Below are 19,904 nucleotides of genomic sequence, written 5' to 3'. Positions count from 1 at the left end.
CCCCCCCCCAACAAAAAAGGCCCCGCGTTTCCGCGAGGCCCCTTCCGTATTCTTGCTGAACCTAAGCGATTACGCCGCTTCGTCCATGTCGTCGTCACCGAGCACCGGACCCGAATCCTGGCCCTTGGCCGAGACGTCGCGGTCGACCAGCTCGATATACGCTACAGGCGCCGCGTCCGAGGCGCGGAAACCGGCCTTGATGACGCGCGTATAACCGCCGTTGCGGTCCTTGTAGCGCTCGGCAAGGACGTCGAACAGCTTCTTGAGCTGCGCGTCGTCGAGCAGCCGCGCATGCGCCAGACGACGGTTCGAAAGGCCGCCCTTCTTGGCGAGCGTGATCAGCTTTTCGACATAGGGGCGAAGCTCCTTCGCCTTGGCCGTCGTGGTCATGATCTGCTCATGCTTGATGAGCGCCGCTGCCATGTTGCGGAACATGGCGGTACGGTGTGACGAGGTCCGCTGCAGTTTGCGGCCGCCTACGCGATGACGCATATTCTTCTTCCTTCGTTCGTTCGGGAGCCGTTCAAGGTACTCCCGGCCAGGCGGTGAAAACGGGGCACCGCCCATACCCCTTTTTGAAACCCGCCCCAAGCTTGCTTGGGGAGGGGGACCGGCGAAGCCGGTGGAGGGGTCGACTCCGAGCGTCACCCCTCCGTCGGCCCTTCGGGCCGCCACCTCCCCGAGCAAGCTCAGGGAGGATCAATCATCAGCCGAGGATTTCCTGTTCCAGCTTCTTGGCCATTTCCTCGATATTCTCAGGCGGCCAGCCGGGAATCTCCATGCCGAGGCGCAGGCCCATGCTGGAGAGGACTTCCTTGATCTCGTTGAGCGACTTGCGGCCGAAGTTCGGCGTGCGCAGCATCTCGGCCTCGGTCTTCTGGACCAGATCGCCGATATAGATGATGTTGTCGTTCTTGAGGCAGTTGGCCGAACGCACCGACAGTTCGAGCTCGTCGACCTTCTTGAGCAGGTAACGGTTGAGCTGGTTGGTGTCGCTCTCGGTTTCCGCGGCCGACGGCGCGGCAACGCCGATCGTCGCGGTCGGCGCAGCCAGCCCCTCGTCGAAGTGGACGAAGAGCTGGAGCTGGTCCTGCAGGATGCGCGCGCCATAGGCGAGCGCGTCATCGGGGGTGACGGTGCCGTCGGTCTCGATCGTCAGAGTCAACTTGTCATAGTCGAGTTCCTGACCGACGCGCGTGTTCTCCACCTTGTACGCGACCTGGCGCACCGGCGAGTAGAGCGCGTCGACGGGGATCAGGCCGATCGGCGCGTCCGCGGGACGGTTCGCGGCGGCGGGGACATAGCCCTTGCCGGTGTCCGCGACGAGTTCCATGTTGAGCGTGGCGCCCTCGTCGAGGTGGCAGATGACGAGATCGGGGTTCATCACCTCGATATCGCCCGACACCGAGATCATGCCCGCGGTGACTTCGGCGGGGCCGGTCGCGGAAAGCTGCAGGCGCTTGGCGCCCTCGCTCTCCATCTTGAGCGCGATCTGCTTCACGTTGAGGACGATGTCGGTCACGTCCTCGCGGACACCCGCAAGCGACGAGAACTCATGCAGCACATTCTCGATCTTGATCGAGGTGACCGCGGCGCCCTGCAGCGAGGAGAGGAGAACGCGGCGCAGCGCGTTGCCGAGCGTCAGGCCGAAGCCGCGCTCGAGCGGCTCCGCGACGAACGCGGCCTTGCGCTTGGCGTCGCCGCCAGCCTTCTTCTCCAGGCCATTGGGTTTCTTCAATTCCTGCCAGTTCTTGACGTTGACAGACACGGGCTTCCCCTTGGCGTTGGGCGGGAGCGGGGGGCGCTCCGGCCGGAAGATTTCAGGTCGAAAGGGCCGTCCTTGCGGACGACCCCTGCGAAGTTCACATCAGACGCGACGACGCTTGGAGGGGCGGACGCCGTTGTGGGGGATCGGCGTCACGTCGCGGATCGACGTGATGTTGAAGCCGACCGCCTGCAGCGCACGAAGCGCCGATTCGCGGCCCGAACCCGGGCCCTTGACCTCGACCTCGAGCGTGCGGACGCCGTGCTCGGCGGCCTTGCGACCCGCGTCCTCGGCGGCAACCTGGGCGGCATAGGGCGTCGACTTGCGGCTGCCCTTGAAGCCCATCATGCCCGCCGACGACCAGGAAATCGCATTGCCCTGCGCGTCGGTTATGGTGATCATGGTGTTGTTGAAGCTGGCGTTCACATGCGCGACGCCGGCGGTGATGTTCTTGCGCTCGCGCCGACGAAGGCGCTGAGGTTCGCGTGCCATATCTTTACGTCCCTACCTGGTGGTGACCGTAGCGTAAGCCGGCGGCTTACTTCTTCTTGCCGGCGATCGGCTTCGCCTTGCCCTTGCGGGTGCGCGCATTGGTGTGCGTGCGCTGGCCGCGGACGGGCAGGCCCTTGCGATGGCGCAGGCCGCGATAGCAGGCCAGATCCATCAGGCGCTTGATGTTCATCGCGGTCTCGCGACGAAGGTCACCTTCCACCGTGTGGTTGGCGTCGATCGTTTCACGGATCTGGAGCACTTCCTGGTCCGACAGATCCTGAACCCGCCGCTCGGGCGTGATGCCGAGCTGGTCAATGATCTGCTGGGCCTTGGCCGGGCCGATTCCGTGAATATACTGAAGCGCGATCAGAACGCGCTTGTTGGTCGGGATGTTGACACCCGCAATACGTGCCATCTTCGTCTTTCTCCTGCTCCACAGACGGCCCTGGCAGAACCGCCCATCTCAACGCGTCAATCCCGAAACGCACAAACGCGGCGAGCGCAAGATAGCGCCGCCGGAGAGCCGGGGTTTCGGAATGTCAGCCCCAATAGGGGGGCTCTGCAGCGGAGTCAAGCGCGCGCTGATCCGTGCGGCGATGGCGCGTCCAGCGGGGTCAGGCCAATGGCGTGTCCGCCATCCCGTCAGCGGTTGCCAGCGCTTCATTATAGTAACGCGGATCGTCGGTCACCTCGCGGCCGATCCAGTCGGGCAGTACGACCGCGCGGCCTGGTTGATCGAGTTCGATCTCGGCCAGCACCAGCCCCGCATGCCGCCCCTCGAAGACGTCGACCTCCCAGACGAGGTCGTGCTCCGCCGCCGGCACGATGTGACGGCGCTTGGCGAGGATATGCGCGCCAGCGAGCGCGAGCAGCGCCTCGGCATCCGGCACCGGGATGACATATTCGAATTCGAGCCGCGCCGGGCCACTGCGTTCGGCCTTGATCGTCAATGTCGCGGCGGCATTGTCGGTGACGCGGACACGCACCGACGCGGTGGCGCCCTGCGCAATATAGCCCTGCCGAATCGCCTTCACCGAGATCGCGGCGTCCCTCCAGCCATCGCCGGCAGCAAGAAACTTGCGCTCGATCTCAGTCGCCATCGCCCGATCCCTCGGACGCGTCGCGCCAGACGCGCCAATAGCCGCGCCAGCGCGCGGTGAGCACGTCGGGCGGCTCGCTCAGCAGCAAGCGCCCATCGGCGAGCGCCTGCTGTGCAACCTCCCTGGTGCGTTGCGCCAGCGCCGCACGGAATGGTGCAGTCGCGCCCTCCCCACCATATTCGTCAGGATGCGCCGCAAGCGCACGATCGAGCACCGCGAAATCATGGTGATGGCCCAGCAATTCGCCGAGTTGTTTCGCCGCCTCGATGTGCACCGCCATTTCGGCGGGCCACATCGGCCCCAGCAACCGCGTATGGTACCAGTGATATTTCACCGCCTTGCGCCAGTCATGATAATCGTCGGGATCATCGCTGCCCGCCGCGCGCTTCATCGCCTTGCGCCCGCGGCGATAGGCGCGCGCGAGGCCTTGCGCGACCGCGTCGAAGCCATCCCCGTCAAGCTCCCAGTGCGCGGCATCGGCGCGCAACGCCTCCAGATCCTCGGCAAAAGCCGCAAGCCGCATGTCGAGGTCGACGACCGCGTCCAGCGCCTTGCGGTTATGCACGAGGCCGCGGCGGATCACGGCGCATGCGGAGGCGTCGATCGCCGGACAATGCGCGACGATCGCGTCGTGGGTTTCGATCATCACATCGGCGTCGCGCGCCACCGCCAGTGGCGCGGCGAGCGCGCGCAATCGGGCATTGGCTTCGGCATAGGCCGAAAAGCCCGGGCGGATGAGCCGGATCAATGCACGCAGCTGCTTGCAATGCTTGCGCGCCGAATGAACCGTCTCGACACGATCGACGCCGGAGTCCGAGAGGTCCTTCAGCGCCGCGTCGGCCTGTTCGTCGACGATACGGCGCACCGCCGCTTCGATCGACCTGTCGCTGCGTTTCAGGCGATACGCCAAGGCGCGCTCCGATCCAGCCCCGCGGGCATTATGGCCGGCAGCGAAACAAAGGCAAGGCCGTCGCGGCCCGCCCGCCGATCCTTCAGACTACGCCATAGGCAAGCATGGCGTCGGCAACCTTCTTGAAGCCCGCGATATTCGCGCCGCGGACATAGTCGACATAATCGTCGGACACGCGGCCATAGCGCAGGCAGCTGTCATGGATGCCTTCCATGATATCGAGCAGAAGCTGCTGAAGTTCCGCTTCCTTCCACGAACGGCGTTCGGAATTCTGGCTCATCTCGAGCCCGGAGACCGCGACGCCGCCCGCATTGGCCGCCTTGCCCGGCGCGTAGAGGATCCGGGCGTCCTTGAAGACGTGCACCCCCTCCAGATCGGTGGGCATGTTCGCGCCCTCCGACACCGCGAAACAGCCATTCTTCACAAGCGTGCGCGCATCCTCGCCGAGCAGCTCGTTTTGCGTGGCGCAGGGCAGCGCCACATCGCACGGGACGGCCCAGGGGGTCTTGCCCTCATGGAAGGTCGCGGTCTTGAACTCCGCGGCATAGTCGGCAATGCGCCCGCGCCGTCGCGTCTTGTGCGCCTTGACCCAGTTGATCTTCTCCAGATCGATCCCGTCGGGGTCGTGGACGAAGCCCTCGCTGTCGGAAAGCGTCACGACCTTGCCACCGAGATGCGTCACCTTTTCCGCCGCATGCGTCGCGACGTTGCCCGAGCCCGAGATGACCGCGGTCACTCCGCTCAGGTCGCGGCCCCGCGTCCTCAGCATGTTCTGGAGGAAATAGGTCGCGCCATAGCCCGTCGCCTCGGGACGGATGAGCGAGCCGCCGAATTCGATGCCCTTGCCCGTCAGCACGCCGGTGAACTGGTTGGTGATGCGCTTGTACTGGCCGAACATATAGCCGATCTCGCGCGCACCCACGCCGATATCGCCCGCGGGCACGTCGACATCGGCGCCGACATGGCGATAGAGCTCGGTCATGAAGCTCTGGCAGAAGCGCATCACCTCGTGATCGCTCTTGCCCTTGGGATTGAAGTTGGCGCCGCCCTTGCCGCCGCCCATCGGCAGGCCGGTGAGCGCATTCTTGAAGGTCTGCTCGAAGGCGAGGAACTTGAGGACGCTCTCGGTGACCGAGGGGTGGAAGCGGATGCCGCCCTTGTACGGACCGATCGCGTTGTTGTTCTGCACGCGCCATCCGCGCTGCACGCGGATATTGCCCTTGTCGTCCTCCCAGCAGACACGGAACGAGATCACCCGGTCGGGCTCGGCGATGCGCCGGAGAATCTGGTAGTGGTGATATTCTTCCTTGTCGGCGATGAAGTCGAAAATATCCTCGGCGACCTCCTGCACCGCCTGGACGAATTCATCCTGCCCCGGATTGCGCCTTTTCACGCCTTCGATGAAGGTCGGCAGGTCGACATGATCACTAATGGCCATTCCTCGCCCTCCTGTTGCGCAACAGTTTTAAGGCGACCCCGTGCAACGCGGTTCCTGTTCGAGTCGAAACCGTCGCTTGCGGTCAACGGCTTATCATGTTTTCGAAGTGAAACGAGCATGCGCGGTCACGAGGCATGGATTGCGCATCGGTAATGGCAAGGCCATGCTGACGGCGGAGAGGACCACCATGGCACAGGCACAATATTCGGACGAGGCGATCGCGGCGGCCACGGGCAGGACATGGCCCGAATGGCGCCGGCTGCTCGACGGCATGGGTGCAGTGACACTGCCGCACAAGGAGATCGCGGCAAAGCTCCACCAAGAGCACGGCGTGCCCGGCTGGTGGTCGCAGATGCTGACCGTGGAGTATGAGCGCGCGATCGGCCGCCGCGTGGTTGGGCAGACCTGCACGGGCGATTTCTCGGCCTCTGCGACGCGGACGCTCGGCGGCGACAAGGACGGGGCGCTCGCGGCCTGGCGCACCGCAGTGGCTGGCATGACCGCTTTCGACGACGTCGAGATTATCGGCCACCGCGCGAGAGCAGCACGGAGAAATGGCGCTACTGGCGCGTCGACCTGGCCGATGGCTCCAAGGTGACCGTGATGGGCTCGGACAAGGCGCCGGGAAAGGCCGGGCTCGCGATCAATCACGACAAGCTGGCAGATGCCGACGCGGTGGCGCGCTGGAAGGGCTATTGGGGACCGTTTTTGAAGCGCGTGACGGTCTGAGGGTGCGGCTGCATGGCGGGCGGGAAAGCAGTGTTGCACATGTTCTGCGGTAAGATCGCGTCCGGCAAATCGTCGATGGCGACGGGCCTCGCGCGCTCCCCACACAGTATCTTGCTCAGCGAAGACCGTCTCTTGTCGCGCCTCTACCCTGGCGAGATCAGGACGCTCGACGATTATGTGCGCTCGACGACGCGCTTGCGCGAGGCAATCGGGCCGCATCTGGAAACGTTGCTGCGAGCGGGCCTGGATGTGGTTCTCGATTTTCAGGCGAACACACCGAAGGCCCGGTCATGGATGCGGGCCGTGTTCGAGGGAGCGGACGCCGACCATCGGCTTCACTATCTTCGCGCGTCTGACGGGGTCTGCAAGGCACGTCTCGGGGCTCGCAACTCCGCAGGAGCGCACGAGTATCACGTGAGCGAGGCCGAGTTCGATCTTTTCACAAGCTTTTTCGTCGCTCCGACGCCTGAGGAGGGGTTCAACGTGGTCCTTCACGACCAACGATAGCCATTATGATCGACGACAAGCCGCCGGACTCCTTGCGGAGCCCGGCGGTGTACTTTCCGAGGAGCCTTGGTTTATTCGGCGCCCTTGGCGGCCTCCTCGATGATGCTGGCGACCGCGGCCGGCTGCGACACATAGACCGAGTGGCTGGCGGCGACTTCGCGGACCGTCGCACCGGCGCGTGCGGCCATCTGGCGCTGCGCGGCGGGCGGGATCATCTTGTCGTCGCTGGCGACGAGGTACCAGCTCTTCTTCGCGCGCCATGCCGGGGCGGTGACCGCACCCGAGAGGGCGCCGACGCCCCAGGGGCGCTGCGACGCAGCCATGAAGCTCGCGAGTTCGGGCTTCACATCGGCCGCGAAGCTATCGGCGAACTTGGCACGGTCGAGGAAGAGATAGCCATCGACGGGCGGCAGGATCGGCGGCACCGGTGCACCCGGCGCGGGGTTGGCGATCAGCGAGCCGACCGACTCGCCCTTGTCGGGCGCGAAGGCGGCAATGTAGACGACGCCCGCGACCTTGGGGTCGGTGCCGGCTTCCGACACGACCACGCCGCCATAGCTGTGGCCGACGAGGATTACCTTGCCGTCGGCCGCGGCGATCGCGCGCTTCGTCACCGCCACGTCGTCCTCGAGCGAGTTGGTCGGGTTCTGGACGACGGTGACCTTGTACCCATCCTTCGTCAGCTTCTGATAGACATCGGCCCAGCCCGAGCCGTCGACGAAACCGCCATGGACGAGAACGACCGATTTGACGGGTTCGGCCGGCTTGGCGGCAACGGAGGAAGCGGCGCCCAGAGCGAGCGAGGCAGCTGCGGCGGCGAGAAACTTCTTGGTCATGGTGTATCTCCTTTCAATCATTGTTACGATAATTATTATCGCGATATGTATATTTCTAAGACTGGACATCCGCCTTTGTCAAAGATAAAATTTATCGCGATAAGTGTTTTTGGTTAAGCAACTGATTTTCATAGAGATGTTTATGAAAGATTCGACCGAAGAGCTCCTGCCGCTCGATGCGCAGCTGTGTTTTTCACTCTATTCGACCACCATCGCGATCAACCGGCTGTACAAGCCGATGCTCGATTCGATGGGCGTCACCTATCCGCAGTATCTGGTGCTGAGCACGTTATGGGAGGCTGACGGGCAGACGATCACGGCGATCGCCGACCGGCTCGCGCTTGAACCGAGCACAATCACGCCGCTGGTCAAGCGGCTGGAGGCGGCAGAGTTCGTATCGCGTCAGCGCAATCCCTCGGACGAGCGGCAGGTACAGGTGTTCCTGACCGCCAGGGGCAAGGCGCTCCGCCGCGAGACGGGTTGCCTCACCGACGCGCTGCTCGAACATTCGAAGCTCACGGTGCCCGAAATGATTGCCTTCAACGAACAAGTGCGGCGGTTGCGCGAAGCGCTGAAAGAGTGAGTTTGTAGCGGGCTTGCCGCCGGCCCACGGCTAAGCGTCATTCTGGTGCGTGCTGGAGGGCCTAGCCCGCCGGCTTGTCGAGATAGGCCTTCAAACGCCCGAGTTGTTCGGCGAGCACCCCGTCGACTCCTGCCGCGATCGCCTTGAGGCCGCCCGGCATATAGCCGCTCGCAACGTAGCGCTGCGTGATCTTCACACCGCCTGCATCGGGCTCGATCGTCCACGTCATCGTCGCGGTGATCGCCTCGGACTGAAGCGGACCAAGGCCGCCGACGAAGCGCAGCACCTTGCCCGGCTCAGCATAAACGATACGGCCATGTTCGACGCTCCCGTCCGCGGTCTTCTCGCAGAAACAGCCGCCCGCGCGCGCGTCGATCGTCATGTTCTTCGCGTCGCCGCTATAGGTGTGTGCGCTGCTCCACCACGCGCCGGGCGTGCTGAGTGCGGCGTACACCGCATCGGGGGACGCCTTCAGCGTTGCGACGCTGACGACCTCGAAGCCCGTATCACTTGCGGATTTCACCTCTGCTACGGCGGGTGTCGCGATGGCCGAGGCGGCAATGGCGAGCGGAAGCAGTTTCATGAGGGCACCCCCTGTCGTGTCATTCCCGCGAAAGAGCGCCGGGTTGAACATGCCCCGCATGTTCAAGGATCGTCTGGGGGACGATCCGACCCGGCACTGATCCAGATCGACATCGTAACTGGATTCCCGCTTTCGCGGGAATGACAATTTTAAGGGGAGTCACTCAGCGGCCGTCGAGGATCGCCTCGATCGCGTCGTTGACGTGCGCGATGTCCGCCATGCCGTCCACGCGCTCCACGAGCCCGCGCGCGTCGTAGATGGGCAAGATCGGCGCGGTCTTGGCGCGATACTCGGCCATGCGCGTGCGCACAGTCTCGGCATTGTCGTCGGGACGACGCTTGAACTCGGTGCTGCCGCAGACGTCGCAGACGCCCACGACCCTGGGCTGCTTGAACGTGTCGTGATAGCCCTCGCCGCACCTGGCGCAGGTGAAGCGGCCGGTGATACGCTCGACAAGCGCGTCCTCGTCCACCTCAAGCTCGATCACATGATCGAGCGTGCGGCCGCGTGCCGCCATCAACTCGTCGAGAAGCTCGGCCTGGCGCGCGGTGCGTGGATAGCCGTCGAAGATGATGCCGGCATCGGGACTGAGCTTGTCCATATACTCGCCCAGGATCTGCGCCATCAGTTCGTCGGGAAAGAGCTTCCCCGCCTTCATGATCTCGTCGGCCATCTTGCCGACTTCGGTGCCTTCCTTGACCGCGGCCCGAAGGATGTCGCCGGTGGAGAGCTGAACCATGCCGCGCTCCGCGACGAGCCGGCTTGCCTGTGTCCCCTTCCCCGCCCCCGGCGGGCCCAACAGGATTATATTCAACGCATTCTCCCGCCTTTTAGCTTCGCCTTCTTGATGAGGTCGCCATATTGGTGCGCCAGCAAATGGCTCTGGATCTGCGTCACCGTGTCCATCGTCACGTTGACGACGATGAGCAGGCTGGTGCCGCCGAGGTAGAACGGGATGCCCGCCGCCGAGATCAGATATTCGGGGACGAGGCAGATCACGGTCAGATAGGCCGCGCCGATCACGGTGATGCGCGTCAGCACATAGTCGAGATAGGTCTCGGTGTTCTTGCCCGGACGGATGCCGGGGATGAAGCCGCCATAGCGCTTCAGATTGTCCGCGGTCTCTTCGGGATTGAAGACGACGGCGGTGTAGAAGAAGCAGAAGAAGATGATGCCCGCGGCATAGAGCGCCATGTAGAGCGGCGCACCGTGCTGGAGCGCGGTGGTGATGCCGATGATGAAATCGCCCGTCGCGCTTTCGCCATTGACCTGCTGGCCCGAGAACTGGACGAGCGTGAGCGGCATGAGCAGCAGCGAGGAGGCGAAGATCGGCGGGATCACGCCCGCGGTGTTGATCTTGAGCGGCAGGTGGCTCTTTTCGGCCTGCATCAGCCCGCGCTGCGTCTGGCGCTTGGGATACTGGATCAGCACGCGGCGCTGCGCCCGCTCCATGAAGCAGATGAAGGCGATAAGGCCGAGCGCAAGGCCAATGATGCCGAGGATCAGCAAAGGCGACATCGAGCCCGTGCGGCCGCCCTCGAACAGGTTGGCGAGCGCCATCGGCAGCTGCGAGACGATACCCGCCATGATGATGAGCGAAACGCCGTTGCCGACGCCGCGGCTGGTGATCTGCTCGCCCAGCCACATCAGGAACATGGTGCCGCCGATGAGCGAGATCACCGCGGCGATGCGGAAGGTCCAGCCCGGCTCGACGACCGCGGACATGCCCTGCGTCGCGCCCCACGCCTCGAGGCCCACGGCGATGAAATAGCCCTGGATCGCGGTCAGGCCCACGGTGCCGTAGCGGGTATACTGGTTGAGCCGCTTGCGCCCGCTCTCACCCTCTTTCTTGATCGCGGAGAGCGTGGGGGACAAGGCGGTGGCGAGCTGCACGACGATCGAGGCGGTGATGTAGGGCATCACGCCCAGCGCGATCACGCTCATGCGCTCGAGCGAGCCGCCCGAAAAGGTGTTGAAGAAGTCGAGGACGCCGCCGCGAGTCGTGTCGTAGAGCGTCGCCAGAGCGCGCGGGTCGACGCCCGGCAGCGGCACATGGCTCATCAAGCGGAAGATGATGAGCGCGCCTATGGTGAACCAAAGGCGTTTCTTGAGCTCGGTGGCCTGCGCGAATTTCGACAGGTTCAGGTTGGATGCCAGATTATCGGCTGCGGATGCCATGACTGTGATAGACCCCGAAAAACATGAGCGGCGGAATGCATCGCTGCCCCCCGCCGCTCCATATAATGTGCGATCCGGCTTTGTCTAAGCCTGATGCGGCGAAAGGACGATTCAGCCCTTCGCCTTTTCCTTCTTGGCAGCCAGGGTCTTGCCCTTCTTGGCGGCAGCCTTCTCGGCAGCCGGCACCACCTCGATCACCTCGACCGAACCGCCCGCTTTCTCGATGGCTTCCTTCGCGCCCTTCGACACGCCGGCGACCTTGAAGCTGAGCTTCGCGGTCAGTTCACCCTTGCCGAGGATGCGCACGCCGTCCTTGCCGCCGCGCGCAACGCCCGCGGCCTTGAGCGCGGCATGGTCGATCACGCCCTTGCCGTCGAGTGTCTTGGCATCGACCAGCTTCTGGATCGCGCCCAGGTTCACCTCGGCGAAATCCTTGGCGAAGATGTTGTTGAAGCCGCGCTTCGGGATGCGCATGTGGAGCGGCATCTGGCCGCCCTCGAAGCCGTTGATCGCAACGCCCGAGCGTGCCTTGGCACCCTTCTGGCCGCGGCCGGCGGTCTTGCCGAGCCCCGAACCGATACCACGGCCGACGCGCACGCGCTCCTTGCGGGCGCCCTTGTTGTCACGGATGTCGTTGAGTTTCATGTGTTGCACTCGCTTTCGCTATGTTCGCGCTTGTAGAATCAGAAGACGTCATGCCAGCGAAAGCTGGCATCTCCTTGGCATAAGGCTCAGCGCCCTTTCCGTTGGAAGACCCCAGCTTTCGCTGGGGTGACGTCCAATATTAAATTTACTCGGCCACCTGCACGAGGTGGTGGACCTTCTGCACCATGCCGCGGATCGAGGGGGTGTCCTCCAGTTCCACGGTGCGGTGCATCTTGTTGAGGCCGAGGCCGATCAGCGTCTTGCGCTGATCGGGGTGACGGCGGATCGGCGAACCCGTCTGGGTAACCTTGATCGTCTTCTTGGCCATGTGACTTACTCCACGACCGCTTCGGCGTCGGCCTGGGCAACCGCCTCGGAGGCGCCGCCGCGACGCAGCAGATCGGCAATCTTCTTGCCGCGGCGCTGCGCAACCGACTTGGGGCTGGTCTGTTCGCCAAGCGCCTCGAAGGTCGCCCGGATCATGTTGTACGGGTTGGACGTGCCGACCGACTTGGTGACAACGTCGGCAACGCCAAGGCTCTCGAAGACGGCGCGCATCGGGCCGCCCGCGATGATGCCGGTACCCGCAGGCGCCGAACGCAGCGTGACCTTGCCCGCGCCGAAGTGACCGTTGCCGTCATGATGCAGCGTGCGGCCTTCCTTCAGCGGAACGCGGACCATTGCCTTCTTGGCAGCGGCAGTCGCCTTGGAGATCGCCTCAGGCACCTCGCGCGCCTTGCCATGGCCGAAGCCTGCACGGCCCTTGCCGTCGCCGACGACGACGAGCGCGGCGAAGCCGAAGCGCTTACCGCCCTTCACGGTCTTGGAGACGCGGTTGATGTGGACGAGCTTCTCGATGAGCTCTTCACCCTGCTCCTCCTGCGGACCACCGCGACGATCGTCGCGACGGCCACGGCCGCCGCGGTCACGATCGCCGCCACCGCCACGGCCGCCACGGCCGCCACGCGGGCCACGGGGACCACGACCCTCGGTCGGCTGACCTTCGGGAGCGGCTGCGGGAGCGGCTTCGACGCCCTTGTTTTCGGTTTCGTCAGCCATAATCAGAACTCCAATCCGCCTTCACGCGCGGCATCCGCCAGCGCCTTGACGCGTCCGTGAAACAGGAAGCCGCCACGGTCGAACACCACCCTGGTGACGCCCGCCTTCTTGGCAGCCTCGGCGACGCGCTTGCCAACCTCGGCCGCAGCCTCGGCAGTGGCGCCGGTCTTGCCGCGCACGTCCTTTTCCAGCGTCGAGGCCGAAGCGACGGTCTTGCCCGCCGCATCGTCGATGACCTGGGCATAGATGTGCTTGCCCGAGCGATGAACCGAAAGCCGGGGGCGCAGCGCGCCGCGGGCCTTGAGTGCGGTGCGGACGCGCTGACGGCGCCGCTCGAAGAGAGAGAGTTTCGCCATGGCTTACTTCTTCTTGCCTTCTTTGCGGAAGATATACTCGCCGCGATATTTGATACCCTTGCCCTTATAGGGCTCGGGCTTGCGCCAGCGGCGGATTTCGGCCGCAACCTGGCCCACCTTCTGCTTGTCGATGCCCGAGATCTCGACCGTCGTGTTGTCCGGGGTCTTGATCTCGATGCCCTCGGGCACGTCGATGTCCACGTCGTGCGAGTAGCCGAGCTGAAGCTTGAGCTTCTTGCCCTGCGCGTTCGCACGGTAGCCGACGCCAGTGATCTCGAGGACCTTGCTGAACCCGTCGGTCACGCCGGTGACCAGGTTCTGCACCAGCGTGCGGTGCATGCCCCAGAAGGAGCGCGCGCGCTTGGTCTCGTTGGCGGGCTTCACCACGATGCGGCCTTCCTCGATGCCATAGCTGATGTCATCGAGCATGGGCATGGAGAGCGTGCCCTTCGGTCCCTTGACCGAGAGGATCGCGCCTTCGATGGTCGCCGTCACCCCCGCGGGGATCGCGACCGGAACTTTACCGATGCGGCTCATCAGAACACCTCCGCCAGCACTTCGCCGCCGACATTCTGCTCGCGCGCTTCGGCGTCCGAGAGAACGCCCTTCGGCGTCGACACGATGGTGATGCCGAGGCCGTTGCGCACGCGCGGCAGGTCCTTCGAACCCGAATAGACGCGGCGGCCCGGCTTCGAGACGCGCGCGACATGCTGGATCGCGGGCTGGCCCTCGAAATACTTCAGTTCGATGCGCAGGCCATTGTGGTCGCCCAGCGCCTCTTCCTTGTAGCCGCGGATATAGCCTTCGCGCTGGAGCACGTCGAGAACGCGCGCGCGCAGCTTGGACGCGGGTGAAACCACGCTGTCCTTGCGGGCCCGCTGGCCGTTGCGGATGCGGGTGAGCAGGTCACCCAAAGGATCGGTCAATGCCATGATCTGTAATCCTTACCAGCTCGACTTCGTGACACCCGGGATCAGGCCCTTGTTGGCCAGATCACGCAGCTGCACGCGGCAGAGACGGAATTTGCGGTAATAGGCGCGCGGACGGCCCGTGAGCTCGCAGCGGTTGCGAATCCGCGTGGGATTCCCGTTGCGGGGGATCTCGGCCATCTTCAGCCGCGCAATGAGCCGCTCGGTCTCGTCGAGCGAGTTGTCCGCGGCAATCGCCTTCAGCTTCGCATAGCGGCCGGCGTACTTCTTCACCAGCTTCTTGCGACGCTCATTCTTGTTGATCGAACTCAGTTTCGCCATGACTTAAGTTCTCGCCTTTCCTACTAGCGAGACGGCCTTCAGGCCGCCTGCTTTTCTTCTTCAATGGGGAACGGGAAACCGAAGAGACGGAGCAGCTCGCGCGCTTCCTCGTCGGTCTTTGCGGTGGTCGTGACGATCACGTCCATGCCCCGAACCTTTTCGATACGGTCGTAGTTGATCTCGGGGAACACGATCTGTTCCTTGAGACCGCACGCATAGTTGCCACGCCCGTCGAAGCTCTTCGGGTTCAGGCCGCGGAAGTCGCGGACGCGCGGCAGCGCGATGGTGATGAACCGGTCGAGGAATTCGTACATCCGGTCGCGGCGAAGGGTCACCTTCACGCCGATCGGCATGCCTTCGCGCAGCTTGAACTGCGCGATCGACTTCTTCGCCTTGGTCACGACGGGCTTCTGGCCGGCGATCAGCTCCATTTCGGCAGCTGCGGTCTCGACCTTCTTCTTGTCCTGCGTCGCTTCGCCCACGCCCATGTTGAGAACGATCTTCTCGAGGCGGGGGACTTCCATCACGTTCTTGTAACCGAATTTCTCGGTCATCGCCTTGGCGATCGTGTCCTGGTACAGCTTCTCGAAGCGCGGTGTGTACTTGTCAGCCATTGATGACCTCCCCGGACTTCACGGCCACGCGGACCTTCTTGCCGTCCTTGGTTTCAAAGCGCACGCGCGTCGGCTTGCCGCTCTTGGGATCGGCGATCGCGACCTTCGAGGCATGCATCGGCGCTTCGATGCGCTCCAGGCCGCCCTGCGGGTTGGCCTGGGTGGGTTTGCGGTGGCGCGTCGCGACGTTGATGCCCGACACGATCACCTTGCCCTCCTTGGGAAGGGCCTTGGTGACCTCACCGGTGCGGCCCTTGTCCTTGCCGGACAGGACGACGACGGTGTCACCCTTTTTGATCTTGGCAGCAGCCATGGTTAGAGCACCTCCGGCGCAAGGCTGATGATCTTCATGAAGTTCTTGGCGCGCAGCTCGCGAACGACGGGGCCAAAAATACGGGTGCCGATCGGCTCCTCGTTCTTGTTGACCAGCACCGCGGCATTGCCGTCGAACCGGATCACCGAACCGTCGGGACGGTGAATGTCCTTGGCGGTGCGAACGATGACCGCGCGATGCACGTCACCCTTCTTCACCTTGCCGCGCGGCGCCGCTTCCTTGACGGAAACGACGATCACGTCGCCCACGCCCGCGGTGCGGCGCTTCGAACCGCCGAGCACCTTGATGCACTGGACGCGCTTGGCGCCGCTGTTGTCAGCGACGTCAAGATTTGACTGCATCTGGATCATAGATCCGCTTCCTTCTTACCTGGCTTTCCGGGATGCCCCGGGAGTTCCGTTGTAAAACTAGTTCAGCCCGCGGTGGCCGGCGTGGCGTGGGTATCCACGCGCTCGACGACCTTCCACGTCTTCAGCTTGGAGATCGGCGCGGTCTCTTCGATGCGCACGGTCTCTCCTTCGCGGTACTCATTCGCCTCGTCATGGGCGTGGTACTTCTTGGACCGCTTGATGATCTTGCCGTAGAGCGGGTGCTTCACCCGGCGCTCCACCTTCACCACCACGGTCTTGTCGGTCTTGTCGGAAACGATCGTTCCGGTCAGCACGCGCTTGGGCATGATGTCTTCCTTATGCCTTTGCCGCAGCAGCGCGCGCACGCGCGGTCTGGAGCGTCTTGATCTGGGCGATGGTGCGACGCACCTCGCGCACACGCGACGGCTTCTCGAGCTGGTTGGTCGCGGCCTGGAAGCGCAGGTTGAACTGCTCCCGCTTCAGCTCGCCCAGCTGCTCGCTAAGCTGATCGTCGGTTTTCACCGCGAGATCGTCCTTGGTCTTGGCCATCTCTCAAATTCCTCAGTGCATCGATTCGCCAAGGCGGGCGACCACCTTGGTCTTGATGGGCAGCTTTTCCATGGCGCGCTCGAAAGCGACGCGCGCGAGCGGGCCGGGAACGCCGTCCAGCTCGAACAGAATGCGGCCGGGCTTCACGCGGGCTGCCCAATATTCGTTGGAGCCCTTACCCTTACCCTGACGGACTTCGGCCGGCTTCTTCGAAACCGGAACGTCGGGGAACACGCGGATCCACAAACGGCCCTGACGGCGGATGTGGCGGGTGATCGCGCGGCGTGCCGCTTCGATCTGGCGTGCGGTGATCCGGTCGGGCTCAAGAGCCTTGAGGCCGAACGCACCGAAGTTCAGCTCGGTGCCACCCTTGGCGTCGCCGTGGATGCGGCCCTTGAACGCCTTGCGGAACTTGGTCTTCTTGGGTTGCAGCATTGTTTTCGCCTTCTGACACCGATTGTCGGTCGATCAGGCCGTGCTGGTAGGCTGGAAAGCCTTACCGCGCGGGCCGGACCCCCGAGGTTTGTGCTTCCATCATGAGCCGGTCCTGGGCCATCGGATCGTGGCCAAGGATTTCACCCTTGAAGATCCAGACCTTGATACCGCACACGCCATAGGCGGTGTGGGCTTCGGCTTCCGCATAGTCGACGTTCGCGCGCAGCGTGTGCAGCGGAACGCGGCCTTCGCGATACCATTCGACACGCGCGATTTCCGCGCCGCCAAGACGGCCGCCGCAGGTGATGCGGATGCCCTCGGCGCCCAGACGCAGCGCCGACTGCACCGCGCGCTTCATCGCGCGACGGAAAGCGACACGACGCTCGAGCTGGTCGGCAACCGACTGCGCGACGAGCTTGGAGTCGATCTCGGGCTTGCGGATCTCGACGATGTTCAGCGAAACGTCGCTCGAGGTCATCGCGGCGAGCTTCTTGCGAAGCTTCTCGATGTCCGCGCCCTTCTTGCCGATGATCACGCCGGGGCGTGCAGCATAGACGGAGACGCGGCACAGCTTGGCCGGACGCTCGATCACCACCTTCGAGATCGCTGCCTGGGGCAGCTCCTTCATGATGTACTTGCGGATCTTCAGATCCTCGAGGAGGAGCCGGCCATAGTCCTGCCCTTCCGCGAACCAGCGGCTGTCCCAGGTCCGGTTGATCTGGAGACGGAGCCCGATCGGATTGCTCTTCTGACCCATTATGCTTCTTCCTGCTCACGAACCACGATGCGCACGCGGCTGAAGGGCTTTTCGATGCGCGTCGAACGGCCGCGCGCACGGGCGGCGAAACGCTTCATCGTGATGCTCTTGCCAACGCTCGCTTCGGCGACGACCAGCGCGTCGACGTCGAGGTTGTGGTTGTTCTCGGCATTGGCGATCGCGCTCGCGAGCACCTTGCGGACATCGACTGCCATCGCCTTCTTCGAGAAAGCGAGGATGTTCAGCGCGTCGCCGACCTTCTTGTTGCGGATAAGCGCCGCAACGAGGTTCAGCTTCTGCGCCGAGCCGCGAACATTGGTGTTCACGGCCAGCGCTTCCTTCTCGCCGACCTTGCGGGGGGCTGCCTGCTTGCTCATTAGCGCTTACCCTTCTTGTCGGCTGCGTGGCCGGGGAAGAAGCGCGTAGGCGCGAATTCACCGAGCTTCATGCCGACCATGTCCTCGTTCACCGAGACGGGAACGAACTTGCGGCCGTTGTAGACGTTGAAGGTCAGCCCGACGAACTGCGGCAGGATGGTGGAACGGCGCGACCAGGTCTTGATCGGCGCGCGACCACCGCTCTCCTGAGCGGTCTCGGCCTTCTTCAGCAGGTGCAGGTCGACGAACGGACCTTTCCAGATGGAACGGGCCATGGCTTACCTCTTCTTCTTCGCGTGACGCGAACGGATGATCATCTTGTCCGTCGCCTTGTTGTGACGGGTGCGCGCACCCTTGGTCGGCTTGCCCCAGGGCGTGACCGGATGACGGCCGCCCGAGGTCCGGCCTTCACCACCGCCGTGCGGGTGGTCGACCGGGTTCTTCGCGACACCGCGGGTCAGCGGGCGCTTGCCCAGCCAACGGTTGCGGCCCGCCTTGGCGAGGTTCTGGTTCGAGTTGTCGGGGTTCGAAACCGCGCCAACCGTACCCATGCACTCGCCGCGAATGTAGCGCTGCTCGCCCGAGTTCAGGCGGACGATCACGAGACCGCGATCACGGCCGACGACCTGCACATAGGTGCCTGCCGAACGTGCGATCTGACCGCCTTTGCCCGGCTTCATCTCCACATTGTGGACGATGGTGCCGACGGGCATCTGGCCCAGCTCCATCGCGTTGCCCGGCTTCACGTCGGTCTTCCTGCCGGCGACGACGGTGTCGCCAACGCCAAGACGCTGCGGCGCGATGATGTATGCGAGCTCACCGTCCTGGTACTTGACCAGTGCGATGAACGCGGTGCGGTTGGGGTCGTATTCGATCCGCTCGACGGTCGCGGGCATATCCCATTTGCGACGCTTGAAGTCGATGATGCGATACTTCTGCTTGTGACCGCCGGCGATGCCGCGCGAGGTCACATGCCCCTTGTTGTTGCGGCCGCCGGTCTTCTTCTTGCCTTCGGTCAGCGCCTTGACGGGCCGGCCCTTGAAGAGACCCGAACGGTCGACGAGGATGAGGCCGCGACGCGCGGGGCTCGTCGGGTTGTATTGCTTGAGTGCCATTACGCCTTCACCCCTTCCGTCACGTCGATCGAGTTACCCTCGGCCAGCGTGACGATCGCCTTCTTCACGTCCGAGCGCGTGTAGGGCTTGCCCTTCCAGCGCTTGGTCTTGCCCTTCTGGACCAACGTGTTCACGCCGGTGACCTTGACGTCGAACAGCGCTTCGATCGCCGCCTTGATCTGCGGCTTCGAAGCATCCTTCGCGACCTTGAACACAACTGCGTTGTGTTCCGAGACCAGCGTCGACTTCTCGGTGATGACGGGTGCGACCACGACGTCGTAGTGACGGTTGTCGATCGCGGCTGCCTGTTTCTTAGCCATTGAAGCGGGCCTCCAGCTTTTCGACAGCGGCGCGGGTCAGCACCAGCGTGTCATGCTTCAGGATGTCATAGACATTCGCGCCGATCGCCGGGAGCACGTTGATCGCGTGCAGGTTGGCGGAAGCGAGCGCGAAGCTCTGCTCGACGGTGTCGCCGTCGATGACGAGCGCGGTCTTGCCGAAGCCCAGCTTCGCCAGATCGGCGGCCAGAGCCTTGGTCTTGCCGTCCTTCACCGTCAGGCTTTCCATGACGATGAGGTTGCCGGCCTTGGCCTTCGACGACAGCGCCATCTTGAGGCCGAGCGTGCGGACCTTCTTGTTCAGCGACGGGTTGAAGTCGCGAACGCGGGCACCGTGAGCCTTACCACCGCCGATGAAGACGGGAGCGCGGCGATCGCCGTGACGGGCAGTACCGCCGCCCTTCTGGCGACCGAACTTCTTGCCGGTGCGCGCGACATCCGAACGCTCGCGGGTGCCGCGGGCGGTGCCGCGACGCTTCTCGAGCTGCCAGGTGACGACGCGGTGCAGAATGTCCGCACGCGGCTCAAGGCCGAAGATCTCGTCGTTGAGATCGATATCGCCCTTGCCCTTGGCGTCGAGGGTTTGAACCTTGACCTTCACGGC

General features: G+C 64.1%; 34 protein-coding genes. 4 read left to right on the top strand and 30 right to left on the bottom strand.

Going from position 1 to position 19,904, the window contains the following annotated elements:
- Window positions 1-69: 69 nt before the first annotated feature.
- The 7 genes from rplQ to gdhA form a co-directional block, all read right to left on the bottom strand.
- Complete coding sequence (rplQ, locus tag AC3WJD_RS17205; protein ID WP_492747944.1) at window positions 70-492, bottom strand: 50S ribosomal protein L17; 423 nt, start codon at window positions 490-492, stop codon at window positions 70-72.
- Window positions 493-706: 214 nt separating this feature from the next.
- Window positions 707-1,768, bottom strand: coding sequence for a DNA-directed RNA polymerase subunit alpha (locus AC3WJD_RS17200; RefSeq protein ID WP_492747943.1), 1,062 nt, complete (start codon window positions 1,766-1,768; stop codon window positions 707-709).
- A gap of 99 nt (window positions 1,769-1,867) precedes the next feature.
- On the bottom strand, window positions 1,868-2,257 hold the full coding sequence (gene rpsK, locus AC3WJD_RS17195) for a 30S ribosomal protein S11 (protein WP_492747942.1): 390 nt from the start codon (window positions 2,255-2,257) through the stop codon (window positions 1,868-1,870).
- Between the two features lie 46 nt (window positions 2,258-2,303).
- Entirely contained in the window at window positions 2,304-2,672 is a 369-nt protein-coding gene (rpsM, locus tag AC3WJD_RS17190; RefSeq protein ID WP_492747941.1) for a 30S ribosomal protein S13, read from the bottom strand.
- Between the two features lie 199 nt (window positions 2,673-2,871).
- Window positions 2,872-3,357, bottom strand: coding sequence for a CYTH domain-containing protein (locus tag AC3WJD_RS17185; RefSeq protein ID WP_492747939.1), 486 nt, complete (start codon window positions 3,355-3,357; stop codon window positions 2,872-2,874).
- Window positions 3,347-4,267, bottom strand: a complete 921-nt coding sequence (locus tag AC3WJD_RS17180) for a CHAD domain-containing protein (protein WP_492747938.1) — start codon at window positions 4,265-4,267, stop codon at window positions 3,347-3,349. The genes AC3WJD_RS17185 and AC3WJD_RS17180 overlap by 11 nt, the downstream gene beginning before the upstream one ends.
- Before the next feature lie 82 nt (window positions 4,268-4,349).
- On the bottom strand, window positions 4,350-5,705 hold the full coding sequence (gene gdhA, locus AC3WJD_RS17175; RefSeq protein ID WP_492747937.1) for an NADP-specific glutamate dehydrogenase: 1,356 nt from the start codon (window positions 5,703-5,705) through the stop codon (window positions 4,350-4,352).
- A gap of 187 nt (window positions 5,706-5,892) precedes the next feature.
- On the opposite strand from gdhA, the gene AC3WJD_RS17170 reads away from it, so the two are divergent.
- The 3 genes from AC3WJD_RS17170 to AC3WJD_RS17160 are packed head-to-tail and all read left to right on the top strand — an operon-like array spanning window position 5,893 to window position 6,941.
- Entirely contained in the window at window positions 5,893-6,303 is a 411-nt protein-coding gene (locus AC3WJD_RS17170; RefSeq protein WP_492747936.1) for a hypothetical protein, read from the top strand.
- Window positions 6,300-6,434, top strand: a complete 135-nt coding sequence (locus AC3WJD_RS17165) for a hypothetical protein (RefSeq protein WP_492747935.1) — start codon at window positions 6,300-6,302, stop codon at window positions 6,432-6,434. The genes AC3WJD_RS17170 and AC3WJD_RS17165 overlap by 4 nt, the downstream gene beginning before the upstream one ends.
- 12 nt (window positions 6,435-6,446) lie before the next feature.
- Window positions 6,447-6,941: a P-loop nucleotide/nucleoside kinase family protein gene (locus tag AC3WJD_RS17160; RefSeq protein WP_492747934.1), complete on the top strand. Its 495-nt coding sequence runs from the start codon at window positions 6,447-6,449 to the stop codon at window positions 6,939-6,941.
- 71 nt (window positions 6,942-7,012) lie between these two features.
- On the opposite strand, the gene AC3WJD_RS17155 is transcribed toward AC3WJD_RS17160, so the two are convergent.
- Window positions 7,013-7,777: an alpha/beta hydrolase gene (locus AC3WJD_RS17155; protein WP_492747933.1), complete on the bottom strand. Its 765-nt coding sequence runs from the start codon at window positions 7,775-7,777 to the stop codon at window positions 7,013-7,015.
- A gap of 142 nt (window positions 7,778-7,919) precedes the next feature.
- Here AC3WJD_RS17155 and AC3WJD_RS17150 point away from each other — a divergent pair, with 142 nt between their 5' ends.
- Complete coding sequence (locus AC3WJD_RS17150) at window positions 7,920-8,360, top strand: MarR family winged helix-turn-helix transcriptional regulator (protein WP_492747932.1); 441 nt, start codon at window positions 7,920-7,922, stop codon at window positions 8,358-8,360.
- 61 nt (window positions 8,361-8,421) lie between these two features.
- On the opposite strand, the gene AC3WJD_RS17145 is transcribed toward AC3WJD_RS17150, so the two are convergent.
- From AC3WJD_RS17145 to rplD, 22 genes are all read right to left on the bottom strand, one after another.
- On the bottom strand, window positions 8,422-8,943 hold the full coding sequence (locus tag AC3WJD_RS17145; RefSeq protein WP_492747931.1) for an SRPBCC family protein: 522 nt from the start codon (window positions 8,941-8,943) through the stop codon (window positions 8,422-8,424).
- Window positions 8,944-9,106: 163 nt separating this feature from the next.
- Window positions 9,107-9,757, bottom strand: a complete 651-nt coding sequence (locus tag AC3WJD_RS17140; protein WP_492747930.1) for an adenylate kinase — start codon at window positions 9,755-9,757, stop codon at window positions 9,107-9,109.
- Window positions 9,754-11,121 carry a preprotein translocase subunit SecY gene (secY, locus tag AC3WJD_RS17135; RefSeq protein WP_492747928.1) on the bottom strand — a complete coding sequence of 456 codons (1,368 nt, stop codon included), beginning with the start codon at window positions 11,119-11,121 and terminating at the stop codon, window positions 9,754-9,756. Before secY ends, AC3WJD_RS17140 begins: the two co-directional genes overlap by 4 nt.
- Before the next feature lie 111 nt (window positions 11,122-11,232).
- Window positions 11,233-11,766, bottom strand: a complete 534-nt coding sequence (gene rplO, locus AC3WJD_RS17130) for a 50S ribosomal protein L15 (RefSeq protein WP_492747927.1) — start codon at window positions 11,764-11,766, stop codon at window positions 11,233-11,235.
- A gap of 145 nt (window positions 11,767-11,911) precedes the next feature.
- A complete protein-coding gene (gene rpmD, locus AC3WJD_RS17125) occupies window positions 11,912-12,094 on the bottom strand; it encodes a 50S ribosomal protein L30 (RefSeq protein WP_492747926.1) in 183 nt (60 codons plus the stop codon).
- A gap of 5 nt (window positions 12,095-12,099) precedes the next feature.
- On the bottom strand, window positions 12,100-12,825 hold the full coding sequence (gene rpsE, locus AC3WJD_RS17120; RefSeq protein WP_492747925.1) for a 30S ribosomal protein S5: 726 nt from the start codon (window positions 12,823-12,825) through the stop codon (window positions 12,100-12,102).
- Between the two features lie 2 nt (window positions 12,826-12,827).
- A complete protein-coding gene (gene rplR, locus AC3WJD_RS17115) occupies window positions 12,828-13,181 on the bottom strand; it encodes a 50S ribosomal protein L18 (RefSeq protein WP_492747924.1) in 354 nt (117 codons plus the stop codon).
- Between the two features lie 3 nt (window positions 13,182-13,184).
- Window positions 13,185-13,718, bottom strand: coding sequence for a 50S ribosomal protein L6 (rplF, locus tag AC3WJD_RS17110; RefSeq protein ID WP_492747923.1), 534 nt, complete (start codon window positions 13,716-13,718; stop codon window positions 13,185-13,187).
- The gene (gene rpsH, locus AC3WJD_RS17105) at window positions 13,718-14,113 is read right to left on the bottom strand and encodes a 30S ribosomal protein S8 (protein WP_492747922.1); all 396 of its coding nucleotides are present in this window, start codon (window positions 14,111-14,113) and stop codon (window positions 13,718-13,720) included. Before rpsH ends, rplF begins: the two co-directional genes overlap by 1 nt.
- A gap of 12 nt (window positions 14,114-14,125) precedes the next feature.
- Window positions 14,126-14,431 carry a 30S ribosomal protein S14 gene (gene rpsN, locus AC3WJD_RS17100; RefSeq protein ID WP_241632894.1) on the bottom strand — a complete coding sequence of 102 codons (306 nt, stop codon included), beginning with the start codon at window positions 14,429-14,431 and terminating at the stop codon, window positions 14,126-14,128.
- Window positions 14,432-14,469: 38 nt separating this feature from the next.
- Window positions 14,470-15,045, bottom strand: coding sequence for a 50S ribosomal protein L5 (rplE, locus tag AC3WJD_RS17095; RefSeq protein ID WP_492747921.1), 576 nt, complete (start codon window positions 15,043-15,045; stop codon window positions 14,470-14,472).
- The gene (gene rplX, locus AC3WJD_RS17090; RefSeq protein WP_492747920.1) at window positions 15,038-15,358 is read right to left on the bottom strand and encodes a 50S ribosomal protein L24; all 321 of its coding nucleotides are present in this window, start codon (window positions 15,356-15,358) and stop codon (window positions 15,038-15,040) included. Before rplX ends, rplE begins: the two co-directional genes overlap by 8 nt.
- 2 nt (window positions 15,359-15,360) lie before the next feature.
- Window positions 15,361-15,729, bottom strand: a complete 369-nt coding sequence (gene rplN / locus AC3WJD_RS17085; RefSeq protein WP_119765380.1) for a 50S ribosomal protein L14 — start codon at window positions 15,727-15,729, stop codon at window positions 15,361-15,363.
- A gap of 62 nt (window positions 15,730-15,791) precedes the next feature.
- The gene (gene rpsQ / locus AC3WJD_RS17080) at window positions 15,792-16,055 is read right to left on the bottom strand and encodes a 30S ribosomal protein S17 (protein WP_119765382.1); all 264 of its coding nucleotides are present in this window, start codon (window positions 16,053-16,055) and stop codon (window positions 15,792-15,794) included.
- A gap of 10 nt (window positions 16,056-16,065) precedes the next feature.
- Window positions 16,066-16,278, bottom strand: coding sequence for a 50S ribosomal protein L29 (gene rpmC / locus AC3WJD_RS17075; protein WP_492747919.1), 213 nt, complete (start codon window positions 16,276-16,278; stop codon window positions 16,066-16,068).
- Between the two features lie 12 nt (window positions 16,279-16,290).
- The gene (rplP, locus tag AC3WJD_RS17070) at window positions 16,291-16,713 is read right to left on the bottom strand and encodes a 50S ribosomal protein L16 (RefSeq protein ID WP_241632890.1); all 423 of its coding nucleotides are present in this window, start codon (window positions 16,711-16,713) and stop codon (window positions 16,291-16,293) included.
- A 61-nt stretch (window positions 16,714-16,774) separates the two neighbouring features.
- A complete protein-coding gene (gene rpsC, locus AC3WJD_RS17065; protein ID WP_492747918.1) occupies window positions 16,775-17,470 on the bottom strand; it encodes a 30S ribosomal protein S3 in 696 nt (231 codons plus the stop codon).
- On the bottom strand, window positions 17,470-17,847 hold the full coding sequence (gene rplV, locus AC3WJD_RS17060) for a 50S ribosomal protein L22 (protein WP_119765390.1): 378 nt from the start codon (window positions 17,845-17,847) through the stop codon (window positions 17,470-17,472). Before rplV ends, rpsC begins: the two co-directional genes overlap by 1 nt.
- Window positions 17,847-18,122, bottom strand: a complete 276-nt coding sequence (rpsS, locus tag AC3WJD_RS17055) for a 30S ribosomal protein S19 (RefSeq protein WP_492747917.1) — start codon at window positions 18,120-18,122, stop codon at window positions 17,847-17,849. Before rpsS ends, rplV begins: the two co-directional genes overlap by 1 nt.
- Before the next feature lie 3 nt (window positions 18,123-18,125).
- Window positions 18,126-18,962, bottom strand: a complete 837-nt coding sequence (gene rplB, locus AC3WJD_RS17050; protein WP_492747916.1) for a 50S ribosomal protein L2 — start codon at window positions 18,960-18,962, stop codon at window positions 18,126-18,128.
- Window positions 18,962-19,282 carry a 50S ribosomal protein L23 gene (locus AC3WJD_RS17045; RefSeq protein WP_492747915.1) on the bottom strand — a complete coding sequence of 107 codons (321 nt, stop codon included), beginning with the start codon at window positions 19,280-19,282 and terminating at the stop codon, window positions 18,962-18,964. Before AC3WJD_RS17045 ends, rplB begins: the two co-directional genes overlap by 1 nt.
- Complete coding sequence (rplD, locus tag AC3WJD_RS17040; RefSeq protein WP_492747914.1) at window positions 19,275-19,901, bottom strand: 50S ribosomal protein L4; 627 nt, start codon at window positions 19,899-19,901, stop codon at window positions 19,275-19,277. Before rplD ends, AC3WJD_RS17045 begins: the two co-directional genes overlap by 8 nt.
- Window positions 19,902-19,904 lie beyond the last annotated feature (3 nt).

It is taken from the genome of Sphingobium sp. FW306-1B-F04DB (assembly GCF_058781925.1).
The sequence above is the reverse complement of the archived record's forward strand: the minus strand, read 5'-3'. Positions and strand labels throughout refer to the sequence as shown.

Coding starts and splice junctions, on each gene's coding strand:
- rplQ (WP_492747944.1), bottom strand. CDS start 492: ATGCGTCATCGCGTAGGCGGCCGCAAACTGCAGCGGACCTCGTCACAC.
- rpsK (WP_492747942.1), bottom strand. CDS start 2,257: ATGGCACGCGAACCTCAGCGCCTTCGTCGGCGCGAGCGCAAGAACATC.
- rpsM (WP_492747941.1), bottom strand. CDS start 2,672: ATGGCACGTATTGCGGGTGTCAACATCCCGACCAACAAGCGCGTTCTG.
- AC3WJD_RS17185 (WP_492747939.1), bottom strand. CDS start 3,357: ATGGCGACTGAGATCGAGCGCAAGTTTCTTGCTGCCGGCGATGGCTGG.
- gdhA (WP_492747937.1), bottom strand. CDS start 5,705: ATGGCCATTAGTGATCATGTCGACCTGCCGACCTTCATCGAAGGCGTG.
- AC3WJD_RS17170 (WP_492747936.1), top strand. CDS start 5,893: ATGGCACAGGCACAATATTCGGACGAGGCGATCGCGGCGGCCACGGGC.
- AC3WJD_RS17160 (WP_492747934.1), top strand. CDS start 6,447: ATGGCGGGCGGGAAAGCAGTGTTGCACATGTTCTGCGGTAAGATCGCG.
- AC3WJD_RS17155 (WP_492747933.1), bottom strand. CDS start 7,777: ATGACCAAGAAGTTTCTCGCCGCCGCAGCTGCCTCGCTCGCTCTGGGC.
- AC3WJD_RS17150 (WP_492747932.1), top strand. CDS start 7,920: ATGAAAGATTCGACCGAAGAGCTCCTGCCGCTCGATGCGCAGCTGTGT.
- AC3WJD_RS17145 (WP_492747931.1), bottom strand. CDS start 8,943: ATGAAACTGCTTCCGCTCGCCATTGCCGCCTCGGCCATCGCGACACCC.
- secY (WP_492747928.1), bottom strand. CDS start 11,121: ATGGCATCCGCAGCCGATAATCTGGCATCCAACCTGAACCTGTCGAAA.
- rplO (WP_492747927.1), bottom strand. CDS start 11,766: ATGAAACTCAACGACATCCGTGACAACAAGGGCGCCCGCAAGGAGCGC.
- rpmD (WP_492747926.1), bottom strand. CDS start 12,094: ATGGCCAAGAAGACGATCAAGGTTACCCAGACGGGTTCGCCGATCCGC.
- rpsE (WP_492747925.1), bottom strand. CDS start 12,825: ATGGCTGACGAAACCGAAAACAAGGGCGTCGAAGCCGCTCCCGCAGCC.
- rplR (WP_492747924.1), bottom strand. CDS start 13,181: ATGGCGAAACTCTCTCTCTTCGAGCGGCGCCGTCAGCGCGTCCGCACC.
- rplF (WP_492747923.1), bottom strand. CDS start 13,718: ATGAGCCGCATCGGTAAAGTTCCGGTCGCGATCCCCGCGGGGGTGACG.
- rpsH (WP_492747922.1), bottom strand. CDS start 14,113: ATGGCATTGACCGATCCTTTGGGTGACCTGCTCACCCGCATCCGCAAC.
- rpsN (WP_241632894.1), bottom strand. CDS start 14,431: ATGGCGAAACTGAGTTCGATCAACAAGAATGAGCGTCGCAAGAAGCTG.
- rplE (WP_492747921.1), bottom strand. CDS start 15,045: ATGGCTGACAAGTACACACCGCGCTTCGAGAAGCTGTACCAGGACACG.
- rplX (WP_492747920.1), bottom strand. CDS start 15,358: ATGGCTGCTGCCAAGATCAAAAAGGGTGACACCGTCGTCGTCCTGTCC.
- rplN (WP_119765380.1), bottom strand. CDS start 15,729: ATGATCCAGATGCAGTCAAATCTTGACGTCGCTGACAACAGCGGCGCC.
- rpsQ (WP_119765382.1), bottom strand. CDS start 16,055: ATGCCCAAGCGCGTGCTGACCGGAACGATCGTTTCCGACAAGACCGAC.
- rpmC (WP_492747919.1), bottom strand. CDS start 16,278: ATGGCCAAGACCAAGGACGATCTCGCGGTGAAAACCGACGATCAGCTT.
- rplP (WP_241632890.1), bottom strand. CDS start 16,713: ATGCTGCAACCCAAGAAGACCAAGTTCCGCAAGGCGTTCAAGGGCCGC.
- rpsC (WP_492747918.1), bottom strand. CDS start 17,470: ATGGGTCAGAAGAGCAATCCGATCGGGCTCCGTCTCCAGATCAACCGG.
- rplV (WP_119765390.1), bottom strand. CDS start 17,847: ATGAGCAAGCAGGCAGCCCCCCGCAAGGTCGGCGAGAAGGAAGCGCTG.
- rpsS (WP_492747917.1), bottom strand. CDS start 18,122: ATGGCCCGTTCCATCTGGAAAGGTCCGTTCGTCGACCTGCACCTGCTG.
- rplB (WP_492747916.1), bottom strand. CDS start 18,962: ATGGCACTCAAGCAATACAACCCGACGAGCCCCGCGCGTCGCGGCCTC.
- AC3WJD_RS17045 (WP_492747915.1), bottom strand. CDS start 19,282: ATGGCTAAGAAACAGGCAGCCGCGATCGACAACCGTCACTACGACGTC.